The sequence below is a fragment of the Streptomyces sp. NPDC017940 genome (assembly GCF_044328435.1).
Classification (GTDB): domain Bacteria; phylum Actinomycetota; class Actinomycetes; order Streptomycetales; family Streptomycetaceae; genus Streptomyces.
Genome location: NZ_JBIRHJ010000006.1, coordinates 472,935 through 489,373, shown reverse-complemented (window position 1 = coordinate 489,373; position 16,439 = coordinate 472,935). Strand labels below are relative to the sequence as shown.

General features: G+C 73.5%; 9 protein-coding genes. 3 read left to right on the top strand and 6 right to left on the bottom strand.

Annotated elements, in window-relative coordinates; translation table 11 throughout:
- Positions 1–19: 19 nt before the first annotated feature.
- The 3 genes from mfd to ACH4DX_RS23135 all read right to left on the bottom strand — a co-directional run bounded on the left by mfd (position 20) and on the right by ACH4DX_RS23135 (position 7,303).
- The gene (gene mfd, locus ACH4DX_RS23145; RefSeq protein WP_398156497.1) at positions 20–3,568 is read right to left on the bottom strand and encodes a transcription-repair coupling factor; all 3,549 of its coding nucleotides are present in this window, start codon (positions 3,566–3,568) and stop codon (positions 20–22) included.
- Positions 3,569–3,896: 328 nt separating this feature from the next.
- Complete coding sequence (locus tag ACH4DX_RS23140; RefSeq protein ID WP_398156496.1) at positions 3,897–6,488, bottom strand: ABC transporter permease; 2,592 nt, start codon at positions 6,486–6,488, stop codon at positions 3,897–3,899.
- Positions 6,485–7,303 carry an ABC transporter ATP-binding protein gene (locus tag ACH4DX_RS23135; protein WP_398156495.1) on the bottom strand — a complete coding sequence of 273 codons (819 nt, stop codon included), beginning with the start codon at positions 7,301–7,303 and terminating at the stop codon, positions 6,485–6,487. Before ACH4DX_RS23135 ends, ACH4DX_RS23140 begins: the two co-directional genes overlap by 4 nt.
- 444 nt (positions 7,304–7,747) lie before the next feature.
- Here ACH4DX_RS23135 and ACH4DX_RS23130 point away from each other — a divergent pair, with 444 nt between their 5' ends.
- Positions 7,748–9,313, top strand: coding sequence for an MFS transporter (locus ACH4DX_RS23130; RefSeq protein WP_398156494.1), 1,566 nt, complete (start codon positions 7,748–7,750; stop codon positions 9,311–9,313).
- A gap of 581 nt (positions 9,314–9,894) precedes the next feature.
- Here ACH4DX_RS23130 and ACH4DX_RS23125 read toward each other — a convergent pair.
- Both ACH4DX_RS23125 and ACH4DX_RS23120 read right to left on the bottom strand, forming a co-directional pair.
- Positions 9,895–10,833 (bottom strand): cellulose-binding protein, encoded by a 939-nt coding sequence (locus tag ACH4DX_RS23125; RefSeq protein ID WP_398156493.1) that lies wholly within the window; start codon positions 10,831–10,833, stop codon positions 9,895–9,897.
- Positions 10,834–11,249: 416 nt separating this feature from the next.
- Entirely contained in the window at positions 11,250–13,589 is a 2,340-nt protein-coding gene (locus tag ACH4DX_RS23120) for an SUKH-4 family immunity protein (protein WP_398156492.1), read from the bottom strand.
- Between the two features lie 562 nt (positions 13,590–14,151).
- Between ACH4DX_RS23120 and ACH4DX_RS23115 the strand changes: the two genes are divergently transcribed.
- Positions 14,152–14,370: a hypothetical protein gene (locus tag ACH4DX_RS23115; protein ID WP_398122795.1), complete on the top strand. Its 219-nt coding sequence runs from the start codon at positions 14,152–14,154 to the stop codon at positions 14,368–14,370.
- 162 nt (positions 14,371–14,532) lie between these two features.
- Here ACH4DX_RS23115 and ACH4DX_RS23110 read toward each other — a convergent pair whose 3' ends face one another.
- Positions 14,533–15,513, bottom strand: a complete 981-nt coding sequence (locus tag ACH4DX_RS23110) for an SMI1/KNR4 family protein (protein WP_398122794.1) — start codon at positions 15,511–15,513, stop codon at positions 14,533–14,535.
- A 277-nt stretch (positions 15,514–15,790) separates the two neighbouring features.
- Between ACH4DX_RS23110 and ACH4DX_RS23105 the strand changes: the two genes are divergently transcribed.
- On the top strand, positions 15,791–16,357 hold the full coding sequence (locus ACH4DX_RS23105) for a YwqJ-related putative deaminase (protein WP_398156598.1): 567 nt from the start codon (positions 15,791–15,793) through the stop codon (positions 16,355–16,357).
- The last annotated feature ends 82 nt before the right edge of the window (positions 16,358–16,439 follow it).

Below are 16,439 nucleotides of genomic sequence, written 5' to 3'. Positions count from 1 at the left end.
TACCGGGGCCGGGCCCCTGTCACGGGCCGAGCACCGACGCCAGGAGTTCCCCGACCCAGCCGAGCAGCTCCCTGCCGACCAGCGGCTTCCCGCCGACCTTCGCCGTCTTCGGGCGCGGCACGAGCACCTGCCGGCCCGTCGGCTTGATGACGACGCCGGGGTGGAGCCGCTTGAGGCGCAGCTCCTGGGACTCCCGCAGCTCCACGGGCGCGAACCGGATGTTGTTGCCCTGGAGCACGATCTCACCGACCCCGCAGGCCCGCGCCAGCATCCGCAGGCCCGCCACGAGCAGGAGGTTCTCCACCGGCTCCGGCAGCTTGCCGTAGCGGTCGGTGAGCTCCTCGCGGACCGCCTTGACGTCCTCCTCGGTGTTCGCGGAGGCGATGGCGCGGTAGGCCTGGAGACGCAGCCGCTCGCCGGGGGCGTAGTCGTGCGGGACGTGCGCGTCCACCGGCAGCTCGATCTTGACCTCCAGGGGCGGCTCCTCCTCCACGCCGCCCTCCAGGGACGCGCGGTAGTCGGCCACGGCCTCGCCCACCATGCGTACGTACAGGTCGAAGCCGACGCCCGCGATGTGCCCGGACTGCTCGCCGCCGAGGAGGTTGCCCGCGCCGCGGATCTCCAGGTCCTTCATCGCCACGTACATGCCCGCGCCCATCTCCGTGTGCTGGGCGATGGTCGCGAGCCGCTCGTGCGCGGTCTCCGTCAGCGGCTTCTCCGGCGGGTACAGGAAGTAGGCGTAGCCGCGCTCGCGGCCGCGGCCCACCCGGCCGCGCAGCTGGTGCAGCTGGCTCAGGCCGAAGTTGTCGCCGCGCTCCACGATGAGCGTGTTGGCGTTGGAGATGTCGATGCCCGACTCGACGATCGTCGTCGACACGAGCACGTCGAACTTCTTCTCCCAGAAGTCCACGACCACCTGCTCCAGGGCCTGCTCGGACATCTGGCCGTGGGCGGTCGCGACGCGCGCCTCGGGGACGATGTCGCGCAGCCTCGCCGCGGCGCGGTCGATCGACTCGACGCGGTTGTGGATGTAGAAGACCTGGCCCTCGCGGAGGAGCTCACGGCGGACCGCAGCGCCGATCTGCCGTTCCTCGTACGGCCCGACGAACGTCAGGACCGGGTGCCGCTCCTCGGGGGGCGTGGTGATCGTCGACATCTCCCGGATGCCGGTGACGGCCATCTCCAGCGTACGGGGGATGGGGGTCGCCGACATGGTGAGGACGTCGACGTTCGCACGCAGCTTCTTCAGCTGCTCCTTGTGCTCGACGCCGAACCGCTGCTCCTCGTCGACGATGACCAGGCCGAGGTCCTTGAACTTGGTCTCGGAGGAGAACAGGCGGTGGGTGCCGATGACGACGTCCACGGAGCCCTCGCGGAGCCCTTCCAGGGTCGCCTTGGACTCGGTGTCGCTCTGGAAGCGGCTGAGCGCCCGCACGTTCACGGGGAACTGCGAGTAGCGCTCGGAGAACGTACCGAAGTGCTGCTGCACCAGGAGCGTGGTGGGGACGAGGACGGCGACCTGCTTGCCGTCCTGGACCGCCTTGAAGGCCGCGCGGACCGCGATCTCCGTCTTGCCGTAGCCGACGTCGCCGCAGATCAGCCGGTCCATCGGGACCGACTTCTCCATGTCCTCCTTGACCTCGGCGATGGTGGTGAGCTGGTCGGGGGTCTCCACGTAGGGGAAGGCGTCCTCCAGCTCGCGCTGCCAGGGGGTGTCGGGGCCGAAGACGTGGCCGGGCGCCGCCATCCGGGCGCTGTACAGCTTGATCAGGTCGGCGGCGATCTCCTTGACGGCCTTCTTCGCGCGCGCCTTGGTCTTCGTCCAGTCGGCGCCGCCGAGGCGGTGCAGCGTGGGGGCCTCGCCGCCGACGTACTTGGTGATCTGCTCCAGCTGGTCGGTGGGGATGTAGAGCCGGTCCCCGGGCTGGCCGCGCTTGGCGGGGGCGTACTCCACGACCAGGTACTCGCGGGTCGCGCCCTGCACCGTGCGCTGCACCATCTCGATGTAGCGGCCGACGCCGTGCTGCTCGTGCACGATGTAGTCGCCGGCTTCGAGGGTGAGCGGGTCGATGGTCTTGCGGCGCCTTGCGGGCATCCGCGTGCCGTCCTTGCCGGCCGCCTTCTGGCCGGTGAGGTCGGTCTCGGTGAGCACGGCGAGCTTCAGGGCGGGGTCGACGAAGCCGTAGTCGATGCAGCCGCACGACACGTGCACCACGGACGGCGTCAGCGCGTCCAGGTCGGCGTCGAGGCGGGCGGCGATGCCCTCGCCGCCGAGCACCTCCGCGGTACGGGCCGCGGGGCCGTGGCCCTCGGTGACGTACACCGTGCGCCAGCCGTCGGCGAGCCAGCCCTTGGTGTCGGCGAGGGCCTTCGCGGTGTCCCCCCGGTACGTCTCCGGGGCGTGCATGCCCAGCTTCAGGGTGTCCGCGTCGCCGTCCGCGGCGCTCTCGTCGGCGGCGAAGGGGCTCACCGACCACCACATCACGCCCAGCTCGCGGGCCCGGTCGCGGACGTCCGCGATGCCCCACAGCGAGGCCGCGCCCACATCGATCGGCGCCTCGCCGCCACCTGCCGTCGCGGCCCAGCTGGCCTGGAGGAACTCCTGGCTGGTCGCCACCAGGTCCGCCGCGCGGGTACGCACCCGCTCCGGGTCGCACACCAGCGCCATCGACCCCTCGGGCAGGACGTCGAGCAGCAGCTCCATGTCGTCCACGAGGACCGGGGCGAGGGACTCCATGCCCTCGACCGCGATGCCCTCGGCGATCTTGCCGAGCAGCTCGCCGAGCTCGGGGTGCCGTTCGGCGAGGGCGGCTGCGCGGCCCCGCACCTGGTCGGTGAGCAGCAGCTCGCGGCACGGCGGCGCCCACAGGCCGTGCTCGGCGACCTCGAGGGACCGCTGGTCGGCGACCTTGAAGTAGCGGATCTCCTCGACGTCGTCGCCCCAGAACTCCACCCGCAAGGGGTGTTCCTCGGTGGGCGGGAAGACGTCGAGGATGCCGCCGCGCACGGCGAACTCGCCGCGCTTCTCCACCAGCTCCACGCGCGCGTACGCCGCCGCGGCCAGGGCCTGCACGGTCTCGTTCAGGTCGGCCGACTCACCCGTGCGCAGCGCCACGGGTTCCAGGTCGCCGAGCCCCTTGACCTGCGGCTGGAGCACGGAGCGCACCGGCGCCACGACCACGGAGACCGGTCCCGTCTCCGGGTCCCCTGCCTCCGGCGCGCTGGGGTGCGCCAGGCGCCGCAGCACGGCGAGGCGGCGGCCGACGGTGTCCGAGCGCGGGGAGAGGCGCTCGTGCGGCAGCGTCTCCCACGAGGGGTACTCCACGATCCCCTCGGGCGGCAGGATCGTGCGCAGCGCCGCCGCCAGGTCCTCGGCCTCGCGGCCCGTGGCCGTCACGGCTAGCACGGTGCGGCGGGCCTCACGGGCGAGGGCCGCCACGGCGAAGGGGCGGGCGGCCGGGGGGCCGACGAGGTCGATGTGGTGCCGGTTGCCGTCGGACGCGGCCTTCACCGCTTCGGCGAGGGCCGCGTCCTTGACGACGGCGTCCAGCAGTCCGTGCAGGCTCATGAAGAGGCATCCAGTCCGGGGCTAAGAACGATGCGGGCAACGCGAAGGGCCCGGCCCTTCGCGGTGTGCGGGCCGGGGGGCCTCCCAGGGTACGTCGGCGGGGCGGGGGGCACCCCCCGACGCGGGCGCCCCCCCGGGCGCGGGCACCCCCGGGTGCGGGCACCCCTCGGCGCGAGGCATCCCTCGGCGCGGGGGAGCTTCGGCCCCGGGCGGTCGTGTCGCCGCTTCGCGGCTCGTCCTCAAACGCCGGACGGGCTGGGAATCAGGGCCGGGGCCAAGGGAACATTCCCCCGGCCCCGGTCCTCCCCCGTTCCCCGTCCGGTGAGGACTACTCCGTGGCTATCGCGTTCAGGACGTTCATCCGGCCCGCCCGGAACGCGGGTATCAGTGCCGCGAACAGGCCCACGAACGCCGAGCCCACGAAGACCGTGAGGATCGTCGGCCACGGGATCTCCAGGGTCTTCAAGCCCTCCAGGGCGAGGAGCTTCTGGGCCGTGGCGCCCCAGCCCATGCCGAGGCCGAGGCCCAGCAGGGCGCCGAAGAGGGCGATGACCACCGACTCCATGCGGATCATGCGGCGCAGCTGCCGCCGGGAGAGGCCGATGGCCCGCATCAGGCCGATCTCGCGGGTGCGCTCCACCACCGAGAGCGCCAGGGTGTTCACCACGCCCAGGATGGCGACGATGATGGCGAGGCCGAGCAGGCCGTAGACCATGTTGAGCATCTGGCCGACCTGGTCCTTCAGGTCGTCCTTGAAGTCGGCCTGGTTCATGACCTGCACGGCGGGGTCCTTGGCGACCGCGGCCTTCAGCGCCTTGTACGCCGCGTCCTCCTGCCCCTTGTCCGCCGAGGCGAGCAGCATCGAGTCCAGCGGCATCCGCCCCGCGGACACATGACGCTCGGCCGTGGCGATGCTCGTGTACATCGCGCCCTTGTCGAACGCGGTGTCGTCGGACATGACGGCCGCCAACGTCAGCTTCGCCGTCCTGCCGTGGTCGAAGTCGACCGTCAGCTTGTCGCCCACCTTGAGGTGGTGCCTGCGGGCGAACTCCTCGCCCACCGCCATCGCGTTCCCCCGGTAGGCCCCGGCGACGCTCCCGGAGACCGTCTGGCGGCGCAGATCCTGCGTGTACGTCGGGTCCGTGGCGACCAGGGCTTCGCTCTCGGTCCTGCCTGCCGGGGTCGTGAGCTTCACTTGGACATCCTTGACCCGCGTGACGTGCTCGGTGTGCGGCGCGTTCCGCAGGTCGCGCACCGCCTGGGGGGTGAGCGGCTTCTCGCTGTCACCGGCGCCCTGCACGATGAAGTCCGCGCCCACCGACTTGTCGAGCTCGTCCGTGGCCGAGGCCACCATCGAGGAGCCGACGACGGAGAGGCAGGCGACCAGGGCGAGGCCGATCATCAGGGCCGCGCCGGTGGCACCCGTACGCCGCGGGTTGCGCAGCGCGTTGCGCTCGGCCATGCGGCCGACGGGCCCGAACATCCGCAGCAGCACCACGCTGATCACCCGGACGACGAAGGACGCGAGGACCGGTCCGACCACCACGAAGCCGATGAGGGTCAGGACGACACCGCCGCCGAGGAACAGCGAGCCCTCGCCGGCCTTGTCCGCCTGCCCGGCGGTGTAGAGCCCGAAGGCACCGGCGCCGGTGAGGACCAGGCCGATCAGAGCGCGCACCGCGCCCGCCTTGCCGTCGGCCGGTGTCCCCGCGTCGCGCAGCGCGGCCATCGGGGAGACCTTGCCCGCCCGGCGTGCCGGGAGATAGGCGGCGAGGACGGTGACGACGATGCCGAGGGCGAGGCCCACCACGGGCGTCGTCCAGGCGATGGTGAGGTCCTTCGTGGACAGTTCCATGCCCATGCCGGACATCAGCTTCATCAGGCCGACCGCGAGGCTGATGCCCGCGCCGACGCCGAGGACGGAGCCGAAGACGCCGAGGAGCAGCGCCTCGACCAGGACCGAGCGGTTGACCTGCTTGCGGCTGGAGCCGATGGCGCGCATCAGGCCGATCTCACGGGTGCGCTGCGCCACCAGCATGGAGAAGGTGTTGATGATCAGGAAGATGCCGACCAGGAGGGCGATTCCGGCGAAGCCGAGCATCGCGTACTTCATGACGTCCAGGAAGCTGCCGACGGACTTGCGGTCGTCGTCCGCGCTCTCCTTCTGCGTCTTGACCTTGTACGCGGCGGCGTCGCCCGCCAGTGTCCCGGTGACGTTCCGCTTCAGCTGCGCGTCGCTGACGCCGTCCGCGGCGGTGACGCTCAGGTGGGTGAACCGGCCGCTAGCGCCGATGAGTTCACGCTGGGCGGTCTTGGTGTCGTAGTAGAAGACGGCCGCGCCGGGGTTGGTGACCTTGAAGGTGGCGATGCCGGAGATCTTCGCCTTGAAGTCGCCGTTGGCCGTGATGGTGCGCAGTTCCTCGCCGAGCTCCAGGTCGTGCTTGTCGGCGGTGTCGGCGTCGACCATGACCTCGGTGGGGCCGCGCGGGGCGTGCCCGGAGGTGATCTCCATGGACCGCAGTTCGTTCTTGGTCCAGTTGCCCGCGAGGGTGGGGCCGCCGCTGGTCGGGCCCATGTTCTTGTTCTTGGAGTCGGCGACCGTGACGCTGTCGCTGGAGACGCCGCCCTCGACGGACTTCACCCCGGCGGCCTTCTGGACCCGATCGATCGCGGAGGCGGGCAGCGATTCGGGCTTGCCGTTCTTCGGGCCTTCGTCGCCGGCCTCGGGGGCGTTCTTCGGCTTGACCGTGACGTCGGCGGACGTCGCGGCGAAGAGCTTGTCGAAGGTGGCGGACATCGTGTCGGAGAAGACGAGCGTGCCGCACACGAAGGCCACCGAGAGGACCACGGCGACCGCGGAGAGCGCCATGCGTCCCTTGTGCGCGAAGAAGTTGCGCATCGAGGTCTTGAGGACGGTCATGACGTGCGCCCCCGGGCGTCGAAGTCGGGGGTCTGGGGGTGGTTCTCGGAGAAGTGCAGCATGCGGTCAAGGACCTGCTCCGCGGTGGGGTCGTACATCTCGTCGACGATGCGGCCGTCCGCGAGATACAGCACGCGGTCCGCGTACGAGGCGGCCACCGGGTCGTGGGTGACCATCACGATGGTCTGGCCCAGCTCGGTCACCGAGCGGCGCAGGAAGCCGAGGACCTCGGCGCCGGCGCGGGAGTCCAGGTTTCCGGTCGGCTCGTCACCGAAGATGATCTCCGGCCGGGACGCGAGGGCGCGGGCCACGGCGACGCGCTGCTGCTGGCCGCCGGACAGCTCGGTCGGCCGGTGCTTGAGGCGACTGGCGAGACCGACGGTGTCCACGACCTGGTCGAGCCAGGCGCGGTCGGGCTTGCGGCCCGCTATGTCCATCGGGAGCGTGATGTTCTCGATGGCGTTCAGCGTCGGCAGCAGGTTGAACGCCTGGAAGATGAAGCCGATCCGGTCCCGGCGCAGCCGCGTGAGCTTCTTGTCCTTCAGGCCGGTGATCTCGGTCTCGTCCAGATAGATCTGCCCGGAGGAGACGTTGTCGAGGCCCGCGAGGCAGTGCATGAGCGTGGACTTGCCCGACCCGGACGGGCCCATGATCGCGGTGAACCGGCCGCGGGCTATGTCCACGTCGACGTGGTCGAGGGCGACGACGCGGGTCTCGCCGGTGCCGTAGGCCTTGACGACCTGGCGTGCCCGAGCCGCCACGGCCGTACGCCCTCCAGTACCCCCGTGCCTGGGAGTGGTCACAGCCGTTGTCACGGTAAGTCTCCTATGTCGGTGATGTGATGAGCCCGCTGCGATGCCGTTCGCGTCGCCGCTCACTCACAGGAAAGATTCTGGTCGCCGAGGCCCCCCGGCGCCCTGGTGCGCAGCGCAGTCTTCTGCTGGGGAAAACCCCACCCCCGGCACTGCGGTTCGTCTCCTTGCCCCGCGCCCCTGCCCCCGCCCTGCGGGCATAAAGCCAATCTAAGGACCAGGTCAGCGGGTCTCGTCCTCCGTCGGTACCACCGTGGCCCTGTCCGTAGTACGGAGGACCCCCTAGGGGTTCTCCACCCGCCGGCGGAGCGTTTCTCAGGGTCGCCCCACCCTCCCGGCGCGCGACCTCCCGCCCCACCAGCCGAGAAGCCCTCCACCCTCCCCCTGAAGCCCTCCCGGTGAGAAAGTGACCCGAGGCAATAGGTGCAGGGGGAAAGGAATTTGGGGATGGCACAGGCCACCGACAGGCGCGGCGCCGTCGTCGCCGCGCTCATGCTCGTCATGGCGCTCGCGGCCCTGGACGCCACCATCGTCTCCACGGCGGTCCCGCAGATCGTCGGCGCGCTCGGCGGCTTCTCCGTCTTCTCCTGGCTGTTCTCCGGCTATCTGCTCGCCGCGACGGTCACCCTGCCGGTGTACGGCAAGCTCTCCGACACCTTCGGCCGCAAACCGGTCCTGGTCGTCGGCTGCGTCCTGTTCCTGCTCGGCTCGGCCCTGTGCGCCGTCGCCTGGAACATGGCCGCCCTGATCGCCTTCCGCGTCGTACAGGGCCTGGGCGGCGGCGCCCTGCAAGGCACCGTCCAGACCCTCGCCGCCGACCTGTACCCGCTGGAGGAACGGCCGAAGATACAGGCCAAACTGTCGACCGTGTGGGCGACTTCGGCGGTCGCGGGACCCGCGGTGGGCGGACTGATCACCGCGTACACCGACTGGCGCTGGATCTTCCTGATCAATCTGCCGGTGGGCGCGCTCGCCCTGTGGCTGATCGTCCGCCACCTCCACGAACCCGCGCGCGAGACGCCGCCGCCCCAGACCCGGGCAGGGGCGTGGAGGCGCGTCGACTGGCCCGGCGCGCTCGCCGTCTTCGCCGCGGGCGGTGTGCTTCTCACCGCGCTCGTGCAGGGCGGTGTCGCCTGGGGCTGGCTGTCGGCGCCGTCCCTCGCCCTGTTCGCGGCGGGACTGGCGTGCGTCGCCGTGGTCGTGGTCGTCGAGCGGCGCGCCGCCGACCCGGTCATACCGGGCTGGGTGTGGCGGCGGCGCACCATCGCCGCCGTGAACCTGGCCCTCGGCGCACTGGGCCTGGTGATGGTGGCGCCGACGGTCTTCCTGCCCACGTACGCCCAGTCGGTACTGGGACTGGCGCCGGTGGCCGCCGGGTTCGTGCTCTCCGTGATGACGCTGAGCTGGCCCGTATCGGCGGCCCTCAGCCAGCACGTCTACCGGCGCATCGGCTTCCGCCGCACCGCGATGCTCGGCATCGGCGCCGCCGCGTGCGTCCTCTTCACCTTCCCTTTCCTGCCCTACCCCGGCTCCGCCTGGCAGCCCGCGCTGCTCATGCTGCTGCTCGGCGCCGCGCTCGGGCTCTTCCAACTCCCCCTGATCGTCGGCGTGCAGTCGACCGTGGGGTGGGCGGAGCGCGGCACGACCACCGCCTCCGTACTGTTCTGCCGCCAGATCGGGCAGACCGTCGGCGCCGCGCTGTTCGGGGCGGTCGCCAACGGGGTGCTCAGCGCGCGCCTCGGCGGGTCGGGCTCACTCGACACGGTGGCCGAGGCACTCGACGACCCGGACTCGGTGGCGGACACGGACCGGCTGCGGCGCGCGGTGGACGCGGCCGTCGACGCGGTGTACCTGGGGGCGGCGGGCGCGGCGGTCGTGTGCCTCCTCGTGCTGCTGCTCCTGGCCCCCCGACGCTTCCCCGTCATCCAGGAGGCCCCCGACCCCGCACCCGAACCCCCCGCCCCGCAGGTGCAGTTGTCGCGTACGCCCCCCGAGGAGCCCCGTACCGACTGACGAGCGGGGGGATTACCGGTACGACGGTACGAGGCGGTGGAGCCGTCCACCGCGGCGGTGGCGCGCGGCGACGGGACCGTCCGCGCCCGGTCACCAGTGCACGGGCGGGCGGGAGCATCCCACCGCGAAGCGGCAAAACCAAGGACGACGCCCCGCAGCCGCGCGGAGACAGACACCCCGGGACCCCCACCCCGCGCAGCCGCCAGCAACGGACGGGCGGGTGAGAGCATCCCGCCGCGAAGCAGCGGAACCAAGGACGACGGCCCGCAGCCGAGCAACAACAGTCACCCCGGGACGCCGACCCCGCGCAGCCGCCAGCAACGGACGGGCGGGCGGGAGCATCCCACCGCGAAGCGGCGAAACCGAGAACGACGCCCCGCAGCCGGGCGAAGACAGACCCCCCGGGACGCCCACTCCGCGCAGCCGCCAGCAACGGGTGGGCGGGTGGGAGCATCTCGCCGCGAAGCGGCGAAACCAAGGACGACGCCCCGCAGCCGGGCAGAGACAGTCACCCCGGGACAGCAGCCCCATCGGCCAGCACCAACCCCTGGCAAGGGGCCCAGGCACCCCCGGCAAGGGGCTCAGGCACCCCCCTCGGGCGAGGGCCCCGGCACCCCGCCGGAGCCCCCGCCCGAGGCGCCCCGCCCGGTAAGAGCGGACAAACTGCTCCGCACATGCTCCATGTGCGCCCGCACCTCGTCCCACCGCTCCCCGTGCTCCCGCAGCACCCGATCCGTCTCCCGCCCGATGCGCTCCTCCCGCATCCGCGCCCGCGTGAGCAGATCCGCGGCCCGCGCCTCGGCGTCCTCCTGCCGGTGCCGCGCGGACTCCGCGGCCTGGGCGAGGTCGCGCTCGGCCTCGGCGAGCCGCGCCCCGGCGGCCTCCAGGAGGGACACCTCGTGGGCCTCCGCCGCGGCCTCCCGCTCGGCGATCTCCCGCTCGGCGGCCTCCCGGCGCTCGGCGTGCTCCTTCTCCTGGTCGGCGAGGAGCGCACCGGCGCGCTCCCGCATCTCCCGCAGCGCGGCGAGCCCCGCCCCACGCCACTCGTCGGCGTCCGCCCGGGCGGTCGCCCGGAACTCCTCGGCGGCGGCCCCGGCCGCACCGAGCCGCTGCCGCGCCCACCCCTCCGCCTCGTCGCGCACCGAGTCGGCGTAGCCCCGCGCGGCCCCGTGCAGGGCCGCGGCCTCCGCGGCCACCGCCTCCTCGGACTCGCGCGCCGACGCGGCGGCCGCGTCCCGCACCGCGGCGACCTCCTCCTCGGACAGCGCGAGGAGCTGCTGGGCGCGCCGCCCCAACTCCTCGTACGTCTGCGGAGCGAGCCGCGCGACCACCTCGCGCAGCCGCGCGGCCTCCGCGCCCATGTCCTTGGCGAGCACCGTGAGCCGTGCCGCCCGCTCCCAGGCCGCGTCGCGGTCCCGGGACAACGCGTCGGCGTACGCCTCCACCTGTTCGGGACGGTAGCCACGCCCGCGCACGGCGACGAAGCCATGAGGTGATACCGACACACCGCTGCCGCTCATCCTTGATCCCCTCTTTCGCCACACAGACTCTCGCCGTCACGCCGACCGGTACAACGCGATTGGCGCACATCTTGATGGATCAAGCGGAACTGGTCATAACGCGACACTCCACCCATCCCGTCCGGTCAAGGATGCGTCAATTGGCGGCAGAAGTCGGAATCGGGTTGTCGTTCCGCAGTACGACGAAGACCTGAGCGATCCCAGAAGGGCACCCCGCGGGCAACTCCGCGGGCAACCGGCGGACGCGCGCGCGAACGAGCGAGGCGCCCGCCCGGTCCCCCGGGTCGGACGCCTCGCCCTCGGCATCACACGGCCACGCACGGTCTCGTTCACCTGTTCCCCGTACCCCGTACCCCGTACGAGGACACCGCACCGCCCGGCGGCGCGCCGCCGACCCGGTACGCGCCGCCGCCCGGCTACAGCAGGCCGTCCCACATCTGCTCGAGCAGCACGGACCACCAGCTCTCCGGCGACGCCAGTGCCGCCGGGTCGAGCGCGGCGAGCTGCGTCTGGAAGTCGACCGTCCAGCGGCCCGCCTGCTCCTGGTTGAGCCCGTAGCGCAGCCGCCACATCCGGCCGAGCAGGCCCAGGCAGCGCGCGAACTCCGGCAGCCCGGTGTTCACGAACTGCGGCGGCACCGGCGCACCGCCGGGGCCGGCCTCGACGGGTACGGCGACGATGTTCGCCGTGCCGTACTGGACGCAGATCGCACGCCCGAAGTCGCTGCCCATGACCAGGTACGAACCGGCGTCGGACGCGGGCTGCACACCCCGCTCCTGCGCCATCTCCGCCAGCGTCGGCACCGGCCGCCCCGGCTGGGCCTGCGCCCAGAAGAACGGGCCGAAGTCGACGGGCAGACCCGCCACGACGAGCGTGTGCGCCACCACGTCCGGCACCCCCTGCCGGGACACCGCCCGCTGGTCGAACCGGAACACCCCGGGGCCGAAAGCCCCCGCGAGCTCCTGCGCCACGCCCTCCGGCGGCACCGCGGGCGCGGGCGGCACCTGCGGCAGCGGCGCCCGCACCGGCGCGGGACGTGCCGGGCCGTCGGCCACCTGGTGCAGCTCGCCCTGGTGCGCGAGCAGCTGGTGCATGCCCTGCCTGCGCGACGCGTGGTCCTTGCCGTACGGCGCGATCGAGGTGATGCGCGCCTGCGGCCAGGTCTCCCGGATCATGCGCGCGCAGTACGCGCCGGGCAGCTCGCAGGACTCCAGCTCGGTGTGCAGCTCCAGGACCTGGTCCTGCGGGATGTTCAGGCCGCGCAGCTCGTGGAAGATCTGCCATTCCGGGTGCGGCGTACCGGGCGCCGAGCGCCGGATGACCTGCTGCTCGGAGCCGTCGGGCGCGCGGTAGCGCAGCACCGCCTGGTAGCCGGGGCCCACGGTGGGCTGCCCGGCCGGCGGCTGCGGATAGCCGTACGCCTGGCCGGGGAGCGGGCCCGGCCCCATGCCCGGGACGGGCGGAGGCATGCCGGGGGCTCCCTGGCCGACGGGGACGCCGGGCGCACCGGGGGCTCCCGGCGGCATGGGTGCCCCGGGCGGCACGGGCGCTCCCGGGCCGCCGACGGCCGGTCCTGCGAGCATGGTGGCGGCGTGGTGGACGTTGCCGCCCGCCCCCGGGGCACCGGGAGCACCCGGAGCCGCGGGAGGCTGCGCGGTGCCCGGCGCGCCGGGCGGGCCGGGAGGCTGCGGCGCGCCGGGCGCACCCGGAGCACCCGGCGGCTTCAGGCCACCGCCCAGGCTGGGGTCGGCGAACATCGTCGCCGCGTGGTGCACCCCGCCCGGCGGCGTACCCGGGGCGCCGGGGGCACCGGGCGGGCCGGGAGGCTGTGGGGCAGCGGGCCCACCCGGCGGCTGCACTCCGCCGCCCAGGCTCGGGTCCGCCAGCATCGTCGCCGCGTGGTGCACCCCGCCCGGAGGGGTACCCGGAGCTGCCGGGGCCGCCGGAGGCTGCGGCGCACCCGGTACGCCGGGAGCCGCGGGCGCACCGGGCTGCTGTCCCTCGGAGCCGGGGGGCGACATGCGCTGCGTGGGTACGTACCCGCCCGCGGACCCGCCCGGGACACCCTGCTCACCCGGGGGCCACGGCGCCCCGGAGACACCCGGCGCACCCGGAGCGCCATGCGTACCGGGCGCACCCGCGCCGGAAGCGTCCGCGCCCTGCGGATAGCCGTACGTCGGCGCCGGCGGCGGCGTGGAACCGGCCGGTGGCGGACCGGCGGGCGGCGGCGGAGTGTTCGGACCACCGACCGGCGGACCGGCGGGCGGAGGCGACACGGCGGGGCCGCCCGGCGCCGGTGCGGCGGGCGGCGGCACGCCGGGACCGCCCGGCGCCCGACCGGCATGCGGCGGCACCGCGGACGGCGGCACCGCGGGGCCACCCGGCACCTGACCGGCGGGCGGCGGCGGGGCGCCGGGGCCGCTCACCACGGCTCCCGGGACCGGTGGCGGCAGCTGCGCGCCCGCACCCTGCGACCCCGTGCTCTGCGGCCCCGCACCCTGCGCGCCTCCCTGCGGCTCGTCCAGCGCCGGGGCGATCGCCGTCCGCGGAAGCTGGCTGCCGCCCGACATCAGCGCGGTCTTGGCCTCCGGCGACACCCCCGGCGGCCGCTCGCCGTCGTGGTCCCCTGCGGCGCCCCCGCCGTCGAGGCGCAGCGGAGGGGAGAACACCGTCGCGGGCAGCGGCACCGCCACGTCCTCGTCGTCGATGCCCGTGTTCGTGTCCGTACCGGCCCACGGCGTCGCCGAAGCGGGCACGCCCGGCGCGGCCGGGCCACCGTCGTCGCCCGCCGCCGCACGCGCACCACCGGGAGCACCGGCGGCGGGCCAGGGCGTGCCGCCGCCGGGAGCGGCGGGAGCGGCCGGGGCCGGCTCGGACGCGGAAGCGGCTCCGTACGGTGCTGACGCGGCAGCGGCTCCGTACGGGTCGGACGCGGCCGCCCGGTCGGGACCGCCGGACCCACCCGTCGAAGGCGAAGAGGCCGACGGACCAGAGGGGACGGAGGAAGCAGCGGGCCCAGGAGGAACAGCGGGCGCGGAAGGAGCCGCAGGCGCGGACGGAGCCGAAGAGGCGTAAGAAGCCCCAGCCCCAGCCGCAGACGCAGACGCAGACGCAGAAGAAGCCGTAGGCGCAGAAGAAGCCGTGGGCGCAGAAGGCACGGCGGGCGTGCCGGACGCGGAAGGAGCCGCAGGCGCAGAAGAAGCGGCTGACGCAGCAGGAACCGCAGATCCAGACGGAGCCGCGGGCGCAGCAGGAGCCGCGGGCGCGCCAGGAGCCGCAGGCGCGGCGGGCGGTGCGTCGGCGTTCCGGCGGTCCGGGATGCCCAACTTGTCCGCCGCCTCCTGCAACCACTCCGGCGGAGTCAGCAGGAACGACGTCTGGTTCAGATCCATCCGCTGCGGCGCGGCGGAAGCCGCTGCGGGCGCCGCGTCCGGCACCCCGTACTCCTCCTCGTACCGACGGATCACCTCACCCACCGGCAGCGCGGGCCACAGCGTCACCTCGCCGCTGTCCCGGGCGATGACGAGCCGCTGGTGACCACCGTCCGAACGGGGACCACCCGCACGGTCCTCCGCCCACACCACGAAGCCCAGCTCGAACTCCCGCACCCGCACCTCGCGGTGTCCGGGCCCCGGCACCTCGCCGTTGATCCACTCCTCGGCGCGCTCCTGCGCCTGCGCGAAAGTCACCACGGCCAGCTCACACTCCCACCGGGACGGCGTGCGCGAAGCCGCCGTCCACCATCAGGTTCGCCACGGTCTCCAGCTCCGGCGGACTGCCCGCGAGCCGGCAGAGGAACGCGTCGAAGTCGTCGCCGCACGGCAGCAGCAGCCGCCGGACGCGCTCGGCGGGCGCCATGGAGGGGTCCACGTCCCGCGCGTCGTCGTACGCGCAGAACCACACCGAACCGATCCGGTCCCCCTTGACCTTCACAGCGAGCAGACCGCCCTGGACGAAGCCCACACCCAGATAGTCCTTGGTGAGATGGTCGCGCAGGCACTTGTTGACGTACACCAGATCGTTGACGGCCGCCTCGTCACGGACCGTGAAGAACGGCTGGTCCACCAGGAGACCGAGCTCCGCGTCGAGCGCCGTGCCGACCGGGGCGCAGCCGCCCGCCGCCTTCAGGAAGGAGCGGTAGGCACCCGGAAGCCGGTAACCCAGATCCTCCTCCACGCCCACGACCTGGCTCTCCGTGACCGCCACCGCCGCCTTCGGCAGCGCCAGATGCGCGGGCCTGGTCTCCTGCAACGGACGGGTACCGCGCTTGTCATGGTCGACGGACGCGGTCGCGATACCGCCGTGATGCCGCAGCAACGCCTTGACCTCGACGGGAACGAGCTCCAGACGACGGCTGTTCGGCACGTGGTGCCAGGTCCAGCCGTGCGGGGTCGCGACCGGCGGGATCGTGTCCCACAGCTCGTGCCCCGACGCCGCGAGCGCCGCGTTCGCCGAGACGTAGTCCGTGAGCCGCAACTCGTCCACACCGAAGCCCTCGGGCGGCTCCGCGATCTCGGCCGCCGCGCGCGCGTACGGCGAGAAGTCCGGATGACCCACACCGTCGACGCGCACACCTCCGGGATGCCGGGCGGCACGGACCGGGTCAGGGAAGTGCACCACCTGACCTGCGTAGGCCGCGTTCGGCGGCGCGGCCTGCTCCCCGAGCCGACCTGTCGTCATGGCGGTTGCCCCCTGCGGCACTGTGAGGTTCACGGACAGCGACAGCCTATGCGTAAGCACGACACCGGTCACCGGGCCGCCGGTTCCGTGACCACCCGCCACGGGGCCGTCACCCAGAGCCGAAACCGGCACCCGTAAGAGGCGTGTCGGACAGCCCCAGCTTCCGCACCACGCGCCCCATTTGGCAATCTGTTCCCGCAACGCGGGGGCGCGGCACCGGCGGCTGACACCGCAGGGACGGGGAGGGAAACACCACATGCACACGGCACGAACCAGCATGCCGAGGAGCACCGGCACACTCGCCACCGGCCGGGCGGCCGCACACCCGGCACCCGGCACGGGCACCGGCAGGACCGCCACCGCCGAGGCCGGCGACCCACGCGTCGGCTGGAGCAGCGAACCCGTCGGCGCCCCCGTCCTGCGCCACCGCCGCGACGGCATCCTGCCCACCGTCGCCGCCGCGCTCTCCGTACGCGGCACCACCCTCACGGGCACCCCGCGCCGCGGCGAGGACCTCCCCGAGCTGCACCCGCTCGTACAGGACTTCCTCGACACCCTCACCAGCGGCCAGCGCGAACGCTTCACGGGCCGCTGCGCGGAAGCCGTCCTCATCTCCCGGCACATCGCCGCCGCCGACGCCACGCGCTCCAAACGCGCCGCGCGCAAACCCATGACCAAAGGCGAGGCCCGCAAGGCCCTCAAGCACGCCAAACTCACCACCCGCCGCATCCGCGAGGACGGCGACCCCCTGCACGGCGCCTTCGCCCGGCCGTGCCGCTCCTGCACCGCCCTCACCGCGCACTTCGGGGTCCGCGTCGTCGAACCCCCCGCCCCCGACGCGTGACGCGGGCCGCCCGCCGCCTGACGACCCCCGGCGCCCACCACGCCGGCCGCCGCCATCCGCACCCGCACCCGCACCCGCACCC